The organism is Xylophilus sp. PBN-3R (genome assembly GCF_057747805.1).
This window is the reverse complement of sequence record NZ_CM173225.1, coordinates 932,128-949,951: the sequence shown is the minus strand read 5'-3', so window position 1 is coordinate 949,951 and position 17,824 is coordinate 932,128. Positions and strand designations below refer to the sequence as shown.

Annotated in this window: 12 protein-coding genes; 9 read left to right on the top strand and 3 right to left on the bottom strand. The window is 67.5% G+C overall.

The window, feature by feature from the left end; genetic code table 11:
- Positions 1 to 74: 74 nt before the first annotated feature.
- Complete coding sequence (gene efp, locus AC3ANW_RS04355) at positions 75 to 629, top strand: elongation factor P (RefSeq protein WP_488343981.1); 555 nt, start codon at positions 75 to 77, stop codon at positions 627 to 629.
- 98 nt (positions 630 to 727) lie between these two features.
- Here efp and AC3ANW_RS04350 read toward each other — a convergent pair whose 3' ends face one another.
- A complete protein-coding gene (locus AC3ANW_RS04350) occupies positions 728 to 3,469 on the bottom strand; it encodes a DUF349 domain-containing protein (protein ID WP_488343980.1) in 2,742 nt (913 codons plus the stop codon).
- A 159-nt stretch (positions 3,470 to 3,628) separates the two neighbouring features.
- Entirely contained in the window at positions 3,629 to 7,309 is a 3,681-nt protein-coding gene (locus tag AC3ANW_RS04345) for a DUF748 domain-containing protein (RefSeq protein ID WP_488343979.1), read from the bottom strand.
- 396 nt (positions 7,310 to 7,705) lie between these two features.
- Between AC3ANW_RS04345 and AC3ANW_RS04340 the strand changes: the two genes are divergently transcribed.
- From AC3ANW_RS04340 to yccS, 4 genes are all read left to right on the top strand, one after another.
- Positions 7,706 to 8,578: a transglycosylase SLT domain-containing protein gene (locus AC3ANW_RS04340; protein WP_488343978.1), complete on the top strand. Its 873-nt coding sequence runs from the start codon at positions 7,706 to 7,708 to the stop codon at positions 8,576 to 8,578.
- A 260-nt stretch (positions 8,579 to 8,838) separates the two neighbouring features.
- Positions 8,839 to 10,083, top strand: a complete 1,245-nt coding sequence (gene glyA, locus AC3ANW_RS04335) for a serine hydroxymethyltransferase (protein ID WP_488343977.1) — start codon at positions 8,839 to 8,841, stop codon at positions 10,081 to 10,083.
- Positions 10,084 to 10,095: 12 nt separating this feature from the next.
- A complete protein-coding gene (gene nrdR / locus AC3ANW_RS04330) occupies positions 10,096 to 10,548 on the top strand; it encodes a transcriptional regulator NrdR (protein WP_488343976.1) in 453 nt (150 codons plus the stop codon).
- A 54-nt stretch (positions 10,549 to 10,602) separates the two neighbouring features.
- Positions 10,603 to 12,840 (top strand): YccS family putative transporter, encoded by a 2,238-nt coding sequence (gene yccS, locus AC3ANW_RS04325; RefSeq protein ID WP_488343975.1) that lies wholly within the window; start codon positions 10,603 to 10,605, stop codon positions 12,838 to 12,840.
- A gap of 5 nt (positions 12,841 to 12,845) precedes the next feature.
- On the opposite strand, the gene AC3ANW_RS04320 is transcribed toward yccS, so the two are convergent.
- Complete coding sequence (locus AC3ANW_RS04320; protein WP_488343974.1) at positions 12,846 to 13,847, bottom strand: Bug family tripartite tricarboxylate transporter substrate binding protein; 1,002 nt, start codon at positions 13,845 to 13,847, stop codon at positions 12,846 to 12,848.
- Between the two features lie 156 nt (positions 13,848 to 14,003).
- On the opposite strand from AC3ANW_RS04320, the gene AC3ANW_RS04315 reads away from it, so the two are divergent.
- The 4 genes from AC3ANW_RS04315 to AC3ANW_RS04300 are packed head-to-tail and all read left to right on the top strand — an operon-like array spanning position 14,004 to position 17,788.
- The gene (locus AC3ANW_RS04315; protein ID WP_488343973.1) at positions 14,004 to 14,810 is read left to right on the top strand and encodes a DeoR/GlpR family DNA-binding transcription regulator; all 807 of its coding nucleotides are present in this window, start codon (positions 14,004 to 14,006) and stop codon (positions 14,808 to 14,810) included.
- Positions 14,800 to 15,930, top strand: a complete 1,131-nt coding sequence (locus AC3ANW_RS04310) for a four-carbon acid sugar kinase family protein (RefSeq protein ID WP_488343972.1) — start codon at positions 14,800 to 14,802, stop codon at positions 15,928 to 15,930. The genes AC3ANW_RS04315 and AC3ANW_RS04310 overlap by 11 nt, the downstream gene beginning before the upstream one ends.
- Entirely contained in the window at positions 15,927 to 16,970 is a 1,044-nt protein-coding gene (gene pdxA, locus AC3ANW_RS04305) for a 4-hydroxythreonine-4-phosphate dehydrogenase PdxA (protein WP_488343971.1), read from the top strand. Before AC3ANW_RS04310 ends, pdxA begins: the two co-directional genes overlap by 4 nt.
- 38 nt (positions 16,971 to 17,008) lie before the next feature.
- Positions 17,009 to 17,788 carry an SDR family NAD(P)-dependent oxidoreductase gene (locus AC3ANW_RS04300; RefSeq protein ID WP_488343970.1) on the top strand — a complete coding sequence of 260 codons (780 nt, stop codon included), beginning with the start codon at positions 17,009 to 17,011 and terminating at the stop codon, positions 17,786 to 17,788.
- Positions 17,789 to 17,824: the final 36 nt, after the last annotated feature.

The following is a 17,824-nucleotide window of genomic DNA, read 5'->3' as shown; positions in this document are numbered from 1 at the left end:
TCGACCCGGTGACCAACCGGTGCCGTGACGGTTCTCAGGGCCTGCCGCCCTGCGGCCAACCAGCAGACAACGTTATGAAAATCGCTCAAGAAATCCGCGCCGGCAACGTCATCATGCACGGCAAGGACCCGATGGTCGTCCTGAAGACCGAGTACAGCCGCGGCGGCCGCAATTCGGCCACCGTCCGCATGAAACTCAAGAGCCTGATCGCCAACTTCGGCACCGAAGTGGTCTTCAAGGCCGACGACAAGATGGACCAGGTCATCCTCGACAAGAAGGAATGCACCTATTCCTACTTCGCCGACCCGATGTATGTCTGCATGGACACCGACTACAACCAGTACGAAGTCGAAGCCGAAAACATGGGCGACGCGCTGAACTACCTGGAAGACGGCATGGCTGTCGAAGTGGTGTTCTATGACGGCAAGGCCATCTCGGTCGAACTGCCGACCAGCATCGAACGTGAAATCACCTGGACCGAACCCGCCGTCAAGGGCGACACGTCGGGCAAGGTGCTGAAGCCCGCCAAGATCGCCACCGGCTTCGAAATCCCCGTGCCGCTGTTCGTCGCCCAGGGCGACCGCATCGAAATCGACACCCGCACCGGCGAATACCGCAAGCGCGTCTAAGACGTCTGCTTCGGCAACAAAAAAGGGCTCCCGAGGGAGCCCTTTTTGTTTGGCGGATCCAGCAACCCCTTTCACAGGGGTTTCGGACCGGCTTCGCCTCAGCTGCGCAGCAGCGCCTTCAGTGCGTTCTGCAGGCGACGAGCGGTGGCCGCATCGCTGGCGCCGGACAACACCGCGGTGGTGTCCACGGCCCAGGTCTGGGCCGGCGGCGGGTCGTTGCGGCGGGTCAGCAGTTGCAGTTGCAGCATGCGACGGGCTTCCAGCTGGTCGGCCGGAGTCGGCACTTCGGCCGCCATTTCGAGGCGCAGCAGCGCTTCCTTGGCGACAGCCTTGGGTTCGGCAGCGACCGCCTGGGCCCAGGCCGCACGGGCCGCCGGGCTGACGCGGTTGCCGAAGGCCTGGACGCCCGGCAACTGGGCTGCGTCGCGCTGTTCCCATGCCGACAGCAGTTGTGTCAGGGCTTCGCCGTGCGCCTGGGCAGCCAGCTTGCGGAGGGCCGCCTGGGCGCTTTCGATGGCGTCGCGTTGTGCGCGGAAGGCGGCGTCGCCCAGCCGCGGACCACGGTCTTCACGCGGTGCGTCGCCGAAACGGCCCGGACGGTCGGAGCCGGAACGCGGACCACCACGGTCGTCACGGCCACCCGGTCGTCCGCCATCACGGCTGCCGAACTTGCCGCCACGCGCAGCGGCTGCGGGCTCGGCGCGCGGGCCGCCCGGACGGTCGTCGGCGCGGCGCACGGCCACCACCGGCTTGGGTGCGGCCTTGGCTGCGGGTGCCGGCGCAGCGGCCTCGGCCGGTGCTTCGCCACCTTCTGCCGATGCCTCACCCGATGTTTCGGCAGGTGTTGCGTCTTCTGCCGGAACGGCAGCAGCGGCAGCGGCAGCGACTGGCGCAGGACCGGCAGCGGCCACTGCGGCCTGCTGGCCCTTGATGGCGGCTTCGAGCGCCGCCATGGCGGTGCGGATCTGCTGCACGTCACCGCTGTCGTTGGCGGCGCGCAGGGCGTCGGACGCCTGCAGCACGATGCGGTCGTGGTCGCTGACGGCTCCCTGCGCCTTTTCACGTTCCGCACCCTTGCGCTGGAAGGCTTCGTCCAGCGGCTTGCGGAAGGCGTCCCACAGCTTCTGCTCGTGGCGACGGTCCAGCGGCACGGCCTGGGCCTCGGCTTGCCAGCGCTGCTGCAGCGCGCGCACCGCGTCGATACGCAGCATGGGCGCAGCGCCCAGTGCAACGGCTTCCTCGATCAGCGCCTGACGGCGTTCGTTGCTCTGCTTCTGCGCGGTTTCCAGCGGGGCAGCGGCGGCGGCGAAAGCCTGCTTCCACTGCGGCATGATTTCACCGAAGGCCTTCTCGCTGAGATGGCCGGCATCGCGCCAGCGGTCGGCGAACTGGTGCAGGCCGCGTTGCAGCGATTTCCAGTCGGTGCCGGAAGCCTGCTCGGCGCCCCAGGCCTTCAACTCCTCGATCAGGGCCAGGCGTTGCGAACGATGTTCGGCGGCGTCGGCCTTGACCTTGTCCAGCCATCCTTCGACCACCTTGTGGGCTTCGTTGCAGGCGTGGTCGAAACGTTTCCACAGCGCGTGGTTGGCCGGGCCGGTCTGGTCGGTCTGTTTCCACTGCTCGCGCAGGGTGCGCAGGGTTTCCTGCATCTTGCGGCCGCCCAGGGCCTGGCCTTCAGGACGGTTGATCAGGCCTTCGGCCTTGGTCACCAGCTCCTCGCGCAGCTGGTCCGAACGCCAGCGCGACCAGCCTTCGAGTTCGCCTGCCGCCGTCAGCGCCGCATGCACCTGCGCCTCGATGGCGTCGCCGACATGGCGGCCGTGTTCCTTCAGCACCGCACGCAGGGCGGTGGCAGCGCCGACGCTGGCCTTGCCGTGGCCTTCGGCGGTTTCTTTTTCAAGCTTGACCAGGGCTTCGCGCACGGCGGTCTCGGCTTTTTCGCGCACGGCCGGGTCGGTTTCACCACGGGGCGCACGCGGGGCGCGCGGCTCGCGGGGTTCACGCGGTTCGCGGGCGGCGGGGGCATCGCCAGGCGTTGCGGACTGCAGCGCGACCGGCACGCCGCCACGGGCGACGGTGATTTCATCGGCCCAGACCGGCACCGGCGGCAGCGGCGCGGCGGCATCTGCCGCGGCGGTTTCGGTGGCGGTGACGGCACCCTGGAACGCATCCCACACCACCAGCAGTTGGGCCTTGGAGCTGTCGAGCAGCGGCGGGAAACGTGCTTCGACGCTGGCCCAGCTGGCGTCGCCGGTCAGGCCTTCGGCCTGCTGCTGCCAGTGGGCAACGTCGTTGCGCAGGGTTTCCATGGCCGTCTGCGCATCGCGCCAGGGCTTGGTCGACAGCACGTCGATGCGCTGCGACAGCAGCACGGCCGCTTCGCGCTGCACCTGCACACGGTGCTGAAGGTCTTCGATGGTGCGGATGCGTTCGGCCACCTGGGCCTTGAGAGCAGCCAGCGGTTCGCGGCTCAGCGGCGCTCCGGCCTTGGCGGCGTCACGCTGCCAGCCCATGGCGTCGGCGATGTTGAGCTTGGGAGCGGCCAGCAGCGCGTGGGCTTTTTCGGCCCATTCGGCAGCGATGGCTTCCTGGCCCTTGGCACGCTTGAGTTCGTCCAGGCGTTCGCGCAGTGCGCGGGCGGCGCCCTTGTCGCGCACGCTCAGTTCCTTGAAGACTTCCTGGATCTGTTCGGTGGACGGATTGCCGGCCAGCCATTCGCGCACGCGGGCGGCGCGTTCGCCGGACGTGGGCGCGGAAAACGCCCCGCCGGTCAGCGCGTCGAGAGGATGCGCCTCGGTGTTCTTGGCCTGGGCCTGATTGGCGTCGGATGCGTCGGACATGATGATTCGAGAGGGGAAAGGGAGCCAAAACTCGGTCGTAGATGGCGGCTAAGCCATTACGCGGAACCGTCTATTTTCGCTGTTATTTCAAAGCCTGGGGATGACGCTCTGCAACCGACGTTCCGGCATGCAAAAAAACGACCCCGCCAGGAGTTGGTTTCAGGGCAGCGACAGGCGCAGCTGCGCGCTGGGCGACCATCCGTCGCCGGTTTTTTCGTTGAGCCGAACGGCCCCGAGAAAAACCCGCGACACCGGAACGCCGTGCGCCGACAGGTAATCGCGCACCGCCACGCTGCGCTGCAGGGCCAGCCCGCGCAGCGATTCGTCGGTCACGTCGATCTGCTCATATAGAAGGCGCTCCATCTCTTCGACCGGCACATCCTTGGCCAGACCGACCAGATTGCGCGGCTTGGGCATGTCGGTGGCAGCGTAGACCTTCTTCAGTAGCGCCGGATATTCGGCCGGTGTCATCGTTACCTGGGCGACGGCGGGCGGCGTGGCCGTGGGCGCGGCGGCGATCAGGGCGCGGCGTTTCTCGAACCGGGCCAGTTGGCGCAGGCGCTCGCGGCGGAAACCGTCGGCCTCGGTTTCGCTGCTGGCAGTGCCGGACACGGTCAGCTGCAGCACCGGTTTGGCGGCCAGCGACCGGGCGATGCCGTCCAACCCCTTCTGCGCATCGACCGAAAGCTCGGCGCTGCCGACGGCGAAGGGCACGGCGACGGTTTCCGTCGCGGCCGACGAACCGGCGAAAGCGCTCTTCAACAGCGAAAACGGCGATGTGAGGATGCGGGTGAACAGGTTCAGCAAGGCCTTGCCGATCACCGGCCCCAGGCTGAACTGCGGGTCGTTGAGCGATCCGCTGATGGGCAGGTCGAGGTCGATCACGCCATTGCTGTCGGCCAGCAGCGCCGCGGCCAGCCGCACCGGCAGATTGCTTTTTGCGCCGTCGGCCTGTTCGTCGAACACCAGTTGGCGCAGCAGCAGCGAATTGGTGGCGGTGAGCCGGCCATCGGGCTGGATCTGGTAATGCGCTTCCATGCTCAGCTTGCCGCGCTGGATGCCGTAGCCGGCGTATTTCACCGAATAAGGAGACAGCGCGGGCAGGTCGAGGTCGTTCACCCTGGCCACCACGTCGACCGCCAGCGGATTGGCCAGCGGGTTGAGTTTTCCCTTGATCTCCAGGCTGGCCGAACCCTCGGCCTTGCCGCGCAGGTCCAGCGTGGCCATGGCGGGTTCAAGATAGACCGCGCCCACCGAATCGAAGGCGCCCAGCACACCCTCGAGTTCGCTCAGGGAGAGCGAATAGGAAGGCTTGATGAAGTTGTCGGTGAACTGCACCCGTCCGTTGGCCAGGTGGATCTCGCCGAAATGCAGTTCCGGCGGGCCGACTTCCCTTGCCGGTTTCGATGCCGGCGCAGGCGTTCCGACGGGTTTACCGGCCGGCGCGCGGGTCAGTTGGCGCAGGTTGAGCCGACCGTTCTCGTCGATGGCCAGGCGTGCGAAGAAGTCGCCCAGCGAGGTTTCGTAGACACCCCAGAACAGCGGCTGGCCGGGCGCGATCTTCATGGTGGCGGTGCGGAACTGCAGCGTCTTCCAGGTGAAGAGGCTGGCGGCCCGGCGGGCGCCGGGGGTCAGCACGCCGCCGGCCCGGACCACCGGACCGGGCGAGGCGGCCGGCGTGTCGGGTGTGGCGTTGTCGACCCGGCCGTTGTCGATGTCGATATTGCCCTTCACCAGCAGTTGCATGCCGGCGGGCGGCAGCGCCAGCCGCAACGTGCCGGCAAAACCCAGGTCGGCGCGCACCAGCTGCACGTTCAACGTGTCGCCGAAATACGGTTCGAGCAGCTGGACGGGCAGGCGAGTGGTGTCCAGCCGGCCATCGAGCAGCAGCGGGTCGGGCGCGACCGTGCCCTTGAATTTCAGGGTCCCCGGCGACGTCTGGCCGGCTGCGACCTGGGTTTCGAGCTGCACCGCATAACCGCGGTTGCCGGCCGGCAGCGGCCAGGCGAGATCGGCCGCCCGCAGGTTGAAGGACGACAGGTCGAGCGCCACCGGGCGGCTGGTCCGCGCATCACGCCAGCCGAGCTGTCCGCCTTGCAACTGCAGCGCCTTCAGGGCGATGCGCCAGGGCGCGCCGGCTTTTTCGCTGTTCGATGCGGTTGCTGCGTTCGCCGCAGTCGCCCTGGGCGATGCCAGCCAGTCCGCGAACATGAAGCCGCCCTTGGCGTCACGCGCGACCAGACCTGTCGGCGCGGTGACGTCGAGCCGGCCCATGTCCACGCTGCGTTGGGCGGTGTCCAGCACCAGGTCTTTCAGTGCCACCCGGCTTGCGCCGACCAGCGCCTTGCCGGCCTGCACCAGCGCGAATTTTTCCAGCGTGACGGCCGACGCCTGAATCCGAACGCCGGCCGGCGACCAGGCGACGGTGGCGTCCGCACCCAGGGCTCCCTGCAGCGCAGGTTTGAGACGGCCTTGCAGATAAGGCTGCGCCCAGGCCAGTTGCACGCCCTTGGCCTGCAGTTTCATCCGGCCGCTTTCCAGACCTGCGCTGCCGGACCAATCCAGCCGCGCCGGGCCGCCTGAACCCGGCAGTTCGGCGCTGCCACGCACTTCGGCGGGCTTCTTCATCGGCCAGGCGATGGCGGCAGCGTCCAGCTCGAGGGATCGCAGCGTCATCTGAACCGGACTGGCCGCCATGGCATCGAGCCAGTCGACTTGGCCGCCCTTCACGACAAAACGGGCGACATCGACCGTCCAGGGCTGCGATGCGGCCTCGGGTCCGGCGGCAGGCGGCGCGGCGGCGGGCAGCAGGTCGATACGCCCGGCGGCATCACGTGCGACTTTCAGCCGCGGTTTCACCAGCTCGATGTGGCCGAGCTGCACCTTTTGCCGAAGCGGCGCCAACTGGGCGATCTGCACGGACAACGAATCCGCAGCCAGCGCCTCGTGGCCGTCGGCCGCCTGCAGCGACAGCCCCCTGAACACCAGGTCGCCGGAAATATCGAACACCGCATCGGCGGGTCGGGGGTTCTGCACGAAGGCCACCTTCAGCCGCGCGTCCAGCAAACCGGATTGCGGACGCAGTGGCAGCGTTGCCGGCCAGTAGCCTTGCAGCCGCTCCAGGTCGAGCCCGTCCACGTGAAGGCTGGCTTCCCCCTTACGCAGTTCGGCATACGGCAGGGCTTCGACGCTGCTGTCGAACCGGCTGCCGTCGAGAGTGAAAGCCAGCGTGGGGGCGACTTCGCTGTCGCGGTCGGCGTTCAGGCTGCTGAGCGCCGGCAGCGCGAGTTGCAGGTCGCGCACCGTGTGTCGTGCTGGTTGTCCGGCGACGGCGCGGTCCTCGAAATCGACGCTGCCCGAGGAAAGCCGGAAGTTGCGTAATACATAACGGGCCGGCGGACGGTCCGGCAAGGTCGGCGTCGACAACCGGGTGACGAGGTCGTCGATGTCGTAGCGGCCGGCCGCCAGCCGGGCAAGGTGAACCTGCGGTGCATCGATCTGTAGTTCTTCCACCACGGGCGCGCCCTGCCACAGGGACGACAGGGCCGTGCGGAAACTCACCCGCCCAATCCGCAGTTGCGGCACCCTGGCATCCGGCAAGCCGGCTACCTCCAGGCCTTCCAGGGTGGTGCGCAGATTCCAGGGCGTGAAACCGACCCTGGCGACGGTTACCGCCCTACCCAGCTTCTCGGTTCCGCGTGTTTCGATTTGCCAGCGCGCCAGGGGCGGAACGCCCATCCAGGCCAATGTCAATAGCAAGACCAGGCCGCCCAGAAGCCAGGCCGTTGCGACGGAAGCGCGAAGCCAGGACGGGCGGGATGTGGAAGGCGCGGAAGGCATGGACCGAGGGTAACCATAAAAACCGTGCGGGCGATGAACGGGACCGGGCCCGACCGCAGCGCCTGACGCCGTGCGACAGCTTAGTGAGCGCCTGTTTTTTGATCTTTACTCACAATTTTTTGCATATAAAAGCATTTCCTTATACTTGACGCGATATTTCGACACCCTAGAATCCGCCCCGCTCCCCTATTCAACCGGGAGCCACACGTAGCGCTTGCCGACCCAACGGCACAGTCGGATCTGCAGCCTCACCATCGCCACCGGGCCATCGAGCCATCGGCGAACGCGCAGATCCGATGGCGAATCCAATCCAACCGAGGCAATCTTCCAGGCATCGCGACTTCCTAACCGGAGACGTGCCGCACGGCGGACCCCGCGTAGAAAAGGAACACCGCGATGACAGTGTTAGGACAGACGACTTCGGCCCTGCGAACCTTCGCATCCGATGTCGCCGAAGGTCTCTTCGAAGTCACCCACAACAGTTTTGCCCTGCTGGGCTTGTTCATGGTCATAGCCGTGGCCATCCTGGGCGCCCGCCCGGACCTGCGCACCGCCGGAGAGGACCAGCTCCGCGGCTGGCTGCAGGAACGCCAGGTCGCCCTGATCGGCCTGCCGATCCAGCTCGACGCGGTCGACCGGGCCACGGCCGCCAATCCGAAGGAACTGCCCAAGGCGCAGGCCGCGGTGGCGTACTGGCTGAGCCGCAAGTACCGCGTGGCGCCGGAACCCATCAGTGCGCTGGTGGCCGAGGCCTTTACGCTGGGCGCCAAGAACAAGCTCGATCCGACCATCATCCTGGCGGTGATGGCGGTCGAATCCAGCTTCAACCCGTTTGCCCAGAGCCCCGTCGGCGCGCAAGGCCTGATGCAGGTCATGACCACGGTGCACAGCGACAAGTACGAAACCTTCGGCGGCCATTTCGCGGCCTTCGATCCGGTGAGCAACCTGCGGGTGGGCGTCCGGGTGCTGCAGGAATGCATCGCACGCGCCGGTTCGCTCGAGGGCGGCCTGCGTTATTACGTCGGCGCCGCCAACATCGAGGACGGCGGTTATGCCGCCAAGGTGCTGGCCGAACACAGCCGCCTGCAGCAGGTCGCCGCCGGCCGCCAGGTGCCGGTGCTGCCGCCGGCCATCATCACGCCGGCACCGATGCAGGTTCTGCCGATCCGTCCGATCCCGGTGGCGGCTCCGGCCGAAGGCCCCGCCGCCACGCCGGAAAAGGTAGCGACCGCCACCCTGTCGCACCTGGAAATCGCGGCTGCGCAATAAGTTGATGCAGGCGGACGGCGGACGTCTCTTTCGAAACCGTTAAAATAGCCGCCGTACGCGACTGGCGATAGGCGCGGCGGGCCGCTGGCTCCGCTGCCGCTGACGTGGAATCCATGCGGGGCAACGCCCCGACAACCACTGGGAAGCGTACCGCCCGGAACAGCGGCCCTTTGGCTGATGACCGGTGTGTTTCAGCCGTTCGCCTGGGCAGCCCTCGTTTCCACACAGGGACTTTCATTCGTCTGAAGGACTGCCACGCCATGTACGACCGTTCCATTCTTGTCGAACAAGCCGACCCCGAAATCTTTGCCGCCATCCAGGCCGAGAACCTGCGCCAGGAACAGCACATCGAGCTGATCGCCAGCGAAAACTACGCTTCGCCGGCCGTGATGTGGGCCCAGGGCACCCAGTTGACCAACAAGTACGCCGAAGGTTATCCGGGCAAGCGTTATTACGGTGGCTGCGAATTCGTCGACATCGCCGAGCAACTGGCCATCGACCGCGTCAAGCAGCTGTTCGGCGCCGATGCCGCCAACGTGCAGCCGCATTGCGGCGCTTCGGCCAACGAAGCCGTGTTTCTGGCTTTCCTGAAGCCCGGCGACACCATCATGGGCATGAGCCTGGCCGAGGGCGGTCACCTGACCCACGGCATGCCGCTGAACATGTCCGGCAAGTGGTTCAACGTGGTTTCCTACGGCCTCGACAAGAACGAAGCCATCGACTACGACGCGATGGAAGCCAAGGCCCGCGAACACAAGCCCAAGCTGATCGTCGCCGGCGCCTCGGCCTATTCGCTGCACATCGATTTCGAGCGCTTCGCAAAAATCGCCAAGGAAGTCGGCGCGATCTTCATGGTCGACATGGCCCACTACGCCGGCCTCATCGCCGCGGGTGTGTATCCCAACCCGGTGCCTTACGCCGACATCGTCACCTCGACCACCCACAAGAGCCTGCGTGGCCCGCGCGGCGGCATCATCCTGATGAAGGCCGAGCACGAGAAAGCCATCAACAGCGCGATCTTCCCCGGCCTGCAGGGCGGCCCGCTGATGCATGTCATCGCCGCCAAGGCAGTGGCGTTCAAGGAAGCCCTGACACCCGAGTTCAAGGCCTACCAGCAGCAGGTGGTGGCCAATGCCCGCATCGTGGCCGAAACGCTGACTGCCCGCGGCCTGCGTATCGTGAGCGGCGGCACGCAGAGCCACGTCATGCTGGTCGACCTGCGCAGCAAGGGCATCACCGGCAAGGAAGCCGAAGCCGTGCTGGGCAGCGCCCACATGACGATCAACAAGAACGCCATTCCGAACGACCCCGAAAAGCCCTTCGTGACCAGCGGCGTGCGGATCGGCACTCCGGCCATGACCACCCGTGGTTTCAAGGACGAGGAAGCCCGCGCCACCGCCCACCTGGTGGCCGACGTGCTGGACAACCCGCGCGATGCCGCGAACATCGAAGCGGTCCGCGCCAAGGTGCACGCGCTGACCTCGCGTTTCCCGGTCTACAAGTAATCGGCTGCCCGGATGAAGTGCCCCTTCTGCGCCCACGCGGACACCCAGGTGATCGACACCCGGGTGGCCGAGGACGCGACCTTCATCCGGCGCAGGCGCCGCTGCGGCGCCTGCGATAAACGTTTCACCACCTACGAGCGGCCGGACCTCAGCTTTCCGGCCATCGTCAAGAAGGACGGCCGGCGGGTCGACTTCAAGCCTGAAAAACTGCGTGCCTCGATGGACCTCGCCCTGCGCAAGCGGCCGGTCGGCGTCGAGCAGGTCGACAGTGCGGTCGAACGCATCGAAGAAGCGCTGCTGACCACCGGCCTGCGCGAAATCGCATCCAACCGCCTCGGTGAACTGGTGATGCGCGAACTGCGCCGTCTCGACAAGGTGGCCTATGTGCGGTTTGCCAGCGTTTACCGAAGTTTCGAAGACATCGACGAGTTCAAGACGCTGGTCGATGAGGTGGTGCGAACCTGAAACCCGCGCGCACGGTTCTTGCGTACAACTAGGGTTTACCCTGTGACGCCTCCGATGTTCCGTACCGCTCCCCACACGCTGCTCAAGCGACTGTGGGCCCACGATTCCGGTGTAGCCGGGGCTCGGGTGGGCATCGTCCTCGCCGCCATCATGGCGGCCTGCTGGCACTACGACCGGCTCGACTACGTGATGCCGATGTTCCTCGGAGTGATCGCTGGCGGCATCGGCGAGACCGACGACGGCTGGCGCGGACGGTTGCGCACCGTGCTGGTGACATTGCTGAGTTTTTCGGTCGCATCCCTGACGGTGCAGTTGCTGTTCGACCGCCACTGGGCATTTGCTGCCGCGCTTTGCCTTGCCGCCTTCGTGCTGACCATGCTGGGCGCCATCAGCGAACGCTACCGGGCCATCGCCTGGTCCACGCTGGTGCTTTCGCTCTACAGCGCCACCGGCATCGAGACCCACGGCCATAGCGAACTGCTGTGGCTTCAGCCGGCGCTGCTGCTGTCGGGGGCCACGGCCTATGGCGTGGTGTCGGTCGCATGGGCCCGCATCTTCGAACTGAACCCGGTGCGCCGCCGCATCGCCCAGGTCTACGACATGCTGGCGCAGTACCTGTGGCTGAAGGCCGCCATGTTCGAACCGATCCGCGGCGTGGACATGGAACGCCGCCGCATCGCCCTGGCCCATCGCAATGTCGACGTGGTGCAGGCGCTCAACCTGGCCAAGGACGCGCTGCTGCGACGTCTGCCGCCCGTCGATCCGGCCACCGGTGTGCCGCCCGACGAAGGTAACGAACAAAGCCGGCTGCTGCTGGCCCAGTACTTCATCGCGCAGGACGTGCACGAACGCGCCAGCTCGTCGCACGTGGCGTATGCCGAACTGGCCGATGCCTTCTTTCACAGCGACGTGATGTTCCGCTGCCAGCGCACCCTGGCGCTGCAGGGCAGTGTCTGCGCCGAGCTGGCGCAGGCCATCCGCCTGCGCCGTGGATGGCAGGACGACGGCGCCACCACCCAGGCACTGGCCGACCTGACCGGCGCTCTGGCGCATCTGGAGGACGAACAGCTGAACAGCGCAGGTCCGGGCCGCCTGTCCAAACGTGCGCGGCAGCTACGTTCGCTGCAGGCGCTCAGGCAGAACCTGCAGTCGCTCGACCAGCAACTGGCCGGCGCCGGTGAACCGCAGCCCGCCAGCCTGGGCGAAACCCTGTTCGATTCCACGCCCCGCACCCTGCGCGAAGCCTTCGCCAGGGTGCGCGGGCAGTGCCGGCTGGAAGCGCCCATCTTCCGCCACGCGGTGCGGCTGTCGCTGGCGCTGGCTGCCGGTTTCGTCGGCCTGAGCCTGCTGCACGCCGACCACGGCTACTGGGTGCTGTTGACCACGCTCTTCGTCTGCCAGCCGAGTTTCGGCGCCACCCGCCGACGGGTGCTGGAACGGGTCATCGGCACCTTCTGCGGACTGGTCGCCGGCTGGGCATTGCTGGTGCTGTTCCCCGACCTGCTGATCCAGTCGGCGGTGGCGGTGGCCGCGGGCATGGTGTTTTTCGCCTTCAACAAGACGCGTTATGGTTTTGCCACCGCCGCAGTGACGCTGGTCGTGTTGATGGGCAACAACCAGACCAGCAATGCCGCCGAGCTGATCCTGCCTCGCATGGTCGATACGGTGCTGGGCGCGCTGATCGCCTCGGCGGCTGTCATCGGCATCCTGCCCGACTGGCGTGCTCGCCGGCTGCGGCCCGCTGCGGCTGCCGCCATGACCACGGCCGCGCGTTACCTGCAGGCCATCGGCGCGCAGGTGGGCGGCGGCAAACGTGACGATCTGGCCTACCGGGTGGCAAGGCGCAACGCACACGATGCCGACGCAGCCCTGTCGACCGCCGTTTCACTGGTGCTGCAGGAGCCCGGCCTGGTGCGAGGCGGCATCGACGCCGGCATCCGGGTGCTGGTGCAATCGCACACGCTGCTCAACTATCTTTCGGCGCTGGGCGCCCACCGCGGCGAAGGCGGCAGCGCCGAAGAACAGGCGATCTTCCAGCAGGCATCGGCCAAGCTCGGCGGCCAGCTCGACAAGATGGCCTACGCCCTGCGTGAAAAAGACCTGGACGCCCTGGGCGCAGAGGGCGACGACAGCGTGGCCCTCACGGTGGCGGCCGAACTCGAACTGCACGACGACGCCAATGCCCTGGCCCAGCTGGCCCTGGTCAGCCGCCAGCTGCCGCTGCTGCAGAAGGCGGTGCGCAAGCTGGTGCCGACGCAGCTGCCTGCGCCTGCAGAGGCGACCTCCGCCTGAGATTTTCAGTCGGCGGTGATGCCGGCCGAATGGATCACCTGGCCGTAGCGCTCGTATTCGGACTGCGTGAATTTGGCCAGTTCCTGCGAACTGCCACCGGCCGGACGCACCGCGAATCCGCGCAGCTTTTCCTGCACGTCCGGCAGCGCCATCGCCTTGTTCAGTTCGGCGCCCAGTCGGGCCAGCACCGGTTGCGGCGTGCGCGCCGGCGCATACAACGCGTACCAGCCGTTGACGTCGAACTTGGGGTAGCCCAGTTCGGCGAAGGTCGGCACGTTGGGCAGGTCGGCCAGCCGCTGCGGCGCGGCCACCGCCAGCGCACGGATCTTGTCGCCGCGGATCATCGGCAGCGCCGCCGTGCTGGTATCGAAGATCACCGCCAGCCGGCCGCCGATCAGGTCCATGGTGTGTGCATTGCCGCCCTTGTAGGGGACGTGCACCATCTTCACACCGGCATCCTGGTTGAAAAGTTCACCCGCAAGGTGCAGCGGCGAGCCGTTGCCGGACGAGCCGTACATCACGTCGCCGGGATGGGCACGGGCGTCGTCCACCAAACCCTTGAGACTGGTGTATTTGGAGTCCTTGGCGACGGTGGCGACGATGGGCGCGGTGCCGATCAGGCCGATGGGCGCGAAGTCCTTCACCGGGTCGTAACCCGCCTTGGGGATGAGGTGCGGACCCACGGCATGGCTGGCAAGCGAACCCAGCACCAGCGTGTAGCCGTCGGCCGGCGCACGGGCCGCCAATGCGGTGCCGATGGTGGTGCCGGCGCCGGGCCGGTTGTCGATGATCACCGGCTGACCCAGGCCGTCCGACAGCTTCTGGCCGATGAGCCGCGCGATGGCGTCGTTGGCACCGCCCGCAGGGTACGGGACGATCAGCGTCACCGGCCGCTGCGGGTACGCGCCGGCTGCCGGCCCCTGCGCCAGCGCAGTTCCGCAAACCAGCAGTGCGGCGGTGGCACCCAGCACCGCGCGGCGGCCAAAACGACCTGTGAAATCCACCATGGCTCATGTCTCCTAATAGTGATCGATGCTTGCTTTCCAGACTCGATCAAATTCTTTCACGGTATTCCACGAAAACTTGCTGGCGTTTCTACCAAGAGCGCTTTCACCTATCAATTTCGACTAGCCAACTATTTCAATATCTATCAAAATCTACCAATGACAAGCACCAACCTGATTTCCATCGCCCTGCTTCCGGCCCAGCGGCGCGAACGAATCGTGCAGTTCCTGCAGCGCCACGGTGCGGTCACCCTGCAGCAGCTGGCGCAAGCACTGGACGCATCGGTTTCCACCCTCCGGCGCGACCTCGACGGCCTGGAAGCCGAAGGCGTGCTCGACCGCACCCACGGCGGCGCCATCCTGCGGCAACAGCAATACGCCACCTTCGAACCCGACGCGGCCGCAGCGGGCGAACTGTCGCCGCGCGAAAAACGCGCCATCGGCACCGCCGCCGCCGCTGCGCTGCTGCCCGGCCAGAGCGTGCTGTTCGACAGTGGCAGCACCGTGCTGGAAGCGGCCCGCGCCGCGCTGGAGCGCCGCATCCCGCTGGTGGCGGCCACCAACGACCTGGCCATCGCGCAGTTGCTGGGCACCGGTTCGTCGGTGCGGGTGCATGTGCTGGGCGGCCAGCTGCGCCCGGGCAGCAACACGCTCATCGGCGAGGGCGTGCTCCATGGTGCCGCCAGCCTGCATGCGGACGTGCTGCTGCTGGGCGCGCATGCGGTCACCGGCGACGTGCTGTCGGAAACCGATGCCGAAGTCGCCGCAGTCAAGCGGTCCTTCCTTCGTGCCAGCACTGCGCATCGCCTGTTGGTGGACAGTTCCAAGTTCCGGCCGCGCGCCTTCATGCAGTTCTGCGCGCTGGCCGACATCCACCAGCTGGTCACCGACAGCGGACTGCCGGAAGACCAGGCCGAAACCATGCGGCAGGCCGGCCTGTCGGTGGAGCGGGTCCATGTCGGCTGAGCTGCAAAAGGCCCGCTGGCGGGTGCTGGCCGACGACCTGACCGGCGCGCTGGATACCGCTGCGGTCATGGGCGGCGGCATGCCGGTGCCGGTGTTCATCGGTCGGCCGGGTGACGGCGGCGCTCAGCTTTCCGCGGTGGCCACCGCCACCCGCGACACATCGCCGCAGGCACTGCCCGAAGGTCTGTCGCCCTGCATCGACTGGCTGGCCGACGGCGACCTGGCCTATAAGAAAGTGGACAGCCTGCTGCGCGGCAACACCGTCGCCGAACTGGCCTGGCTGCAGACGCAGCGGCCCCGGCGTTTTCGCCGCATCGTCTTCGCACCGGCCTATCCGGCCCAGGGACGTTTCACCGGCGGCGATCGTCACCGGGCGGGCGACACCGTCGTCGAGAATCTGAGCCAGGCCTTTGCCGCACACGGGCTGCGCGCCGTTGTCGGCAGCACGCTCGACGACTGCCTCTCGGCTGCCGGCGAAGGCCCCACGGTGCTGATCCCCGACGTCGCGGACGACGCCGCGCTCGACCGCATCGCCGCCTGGTCGCACCAGCCGCAGACCGACGACTGGTTGTGGGCCGGCAGCGCCGGCCTGGCGCAGGCCCTGGCCCGCCAGCACGAGCCGGCCGAATCCGCCGCGGTGCTGCCGCACTGCCCCGCCGGGCAAGGCCTGCTGCTGGTCACCTGCAGCCGCCATCCGGTGCTCCGCGACCAGCTCGGCCGGCTGCAGAACCAGTTGCCCGACGGCCTGGACCTGCACGACCTTTCCGCATCCCGGACCCTGTCTGCCGAACATGCCGACGCGCTGTTGCAGCACCGTGCGCACGACCTGGTGACCCGTCTGCCGCGCCCCGGCCTGTTGCTGGTGGTGGGTGGCGACACCCTGCTGGCCCTGTGCCGGGCCGGCGGCGCCAGCGCCCTGACGGCCGGCGCCTGCGCCCGGCCCGGCTGGGGCCAGGCGGTCATCGAGGGCGGAGCCTGGAACGGCGTCACCTGCCTTTCGCGCTCCGGCGCCTTCGGCTCGCCGCACGACCTCGTCGAACTGACCTCCCGACTCATGCCGGAACACGCCGCACAAGCCGTCCACGCCAGTAACCCGCACCCCAAGGAAAGCACCGTATGACCCAAGCCATCCGCCTTGCCATGACCGTCGGCGACCCTGCCGGCATCGGCCCGGAAATCATCGTCCAGGCCGCCCGCCAGATGCGTTCGCTGATCGACGCCGGCCGCATCGAACTGCTGGCCCTGGGCAGTGCCAAGGCACTGAACCGCGCCACCGAGCAGCTGGGACTGACGACCGCAGATGTGCCCCTGACCATCGTCGATGTCGGCCCGGTCGAGGGCGACATCGTGATGGGCGAGATTTCCGCCGCTGGCGGTGAATGGAGCTACCGGGCGGTGGTCGAGGCGGTGAACATGGTGATGGGCGGCAAGGCCGACGCCATCGTCACCGCCCCGCTGTGCAAGGAAGCCCTGCACATGGCAGGCCACCATTTCGACGGCCACACCGAGCTGCTGGCCCACCTCAGCGGCATGCGCGACGGCGTGATGATGCTCGCCCACGGCGGGCTGCGGGTCAGCCATGTCTCCACCCACTGCCCGTTGTCGGAAGTGCCCGGCCGCGTCACCCCGGTGCGCCTGCACCGGGTGCTGGACGTGACCATCGCCGCCCTGCGCGCGCTCGGCATCGAAAAGCCGCGCGTCGCCGTCTGCGGCCTCAATCCGCATGCCGGCGAAGGCGGCATCCTGGGCAAGGAAGACGGCGCGGTGATCCGCCCCGTGATCGAGGAATACATTGCCGCCGGTCACGACATCACCGGCCCCTGGCCCGGCGACACGGTGTTCATCAAGCTGCGCGCCGGCCAGTTCGACGCGGTGGTGGCCATGTTCCACGACCAGGGCCACATCCCGGTCAAGTTGCTGGGTTTCGAGATCGACCCCGCCACCGGCCGCTGGAAATCGGTCAGCGGCGTCAACGTCACCCTGGGCCTGCCGATCCTGCGCACCTCGGTCGACCACGGCACCGCCTTCGACATCGCCGGCAAGGGCCTGGCCAATCCGGCGTCGATGGTGGACGCCGCCGAATACGCCATGAACCTGGTCGAGGGGCTGCGGCGCGTGGCGGCCGAACAGGCAGCGCAGGCCGAGCCCGTGGCCGGCTGACCCGGTTTTATCCAGAACAGGACAGGAGACGTTTCACCATGATCGATACGAAAAAGGCACTCAACTTCGCGGGCAGGAAGGTGCTGGTCACCGGCGGCGGCTCGGGCATCGGCGCGGCGGTGGCGCTGGCATTCGGTGCGGCCGGCGCCCACGTGGCGGTGCATTACTCGCGCAACCGCGAAGGCGCGCAATCCGTGGCCGACCAGATCGCGCAGCTGGGCGGCCAGACCCATGTGCTGGGCGGCGACCTGCTCGACCGCGCCGTCGCCGGCAGCCTGGTCGGCGATGCCGCCAAGGCGCTGGGCGGGCTGGACATACTCGTCAACAACGCGGGCGACATGTTCGGCCGCCGTCCGCTCGAAGCCGCCACCGACGAAGACTTCGACCGGGTGGTTCAGCTCAACGTGCACGCCGCATTCGCTGTGTGCCGCGCCGCCGCACCGCTGATGCGCGCTGCCGGCGGCGGAACCATGATCAACACCACCTCCATCGCAGCCCGCACCGGCGGCGGCGAGGGCGTAGGCCTGTACGGCGCGGCCAAGGCCTTCACCAGCACCATGACCAGGGTCTTCGCCCGCGAAATGGCGCCGCACGGCATCCGGGTCAACGCGGTGGCACCGGGCGTGATCCTGACCGACTTCCATGTGCGCAACTCCACGCCCGAACAGCTGGAAGGCGCCCGCAAGAGCATTCCCATGGGCCGCACCGGCACATCCGACGACTGCGTGGGCGCCTACCTCTTCCTGGCCGACGACTTGCTGGCCGGCTACATCACCGGCCAGGTGATCGAGGTCAATGGCGGCCAATTGATGCCTTGAACGCGGCAACGCATATCGACAAGAAGACAGGAGACA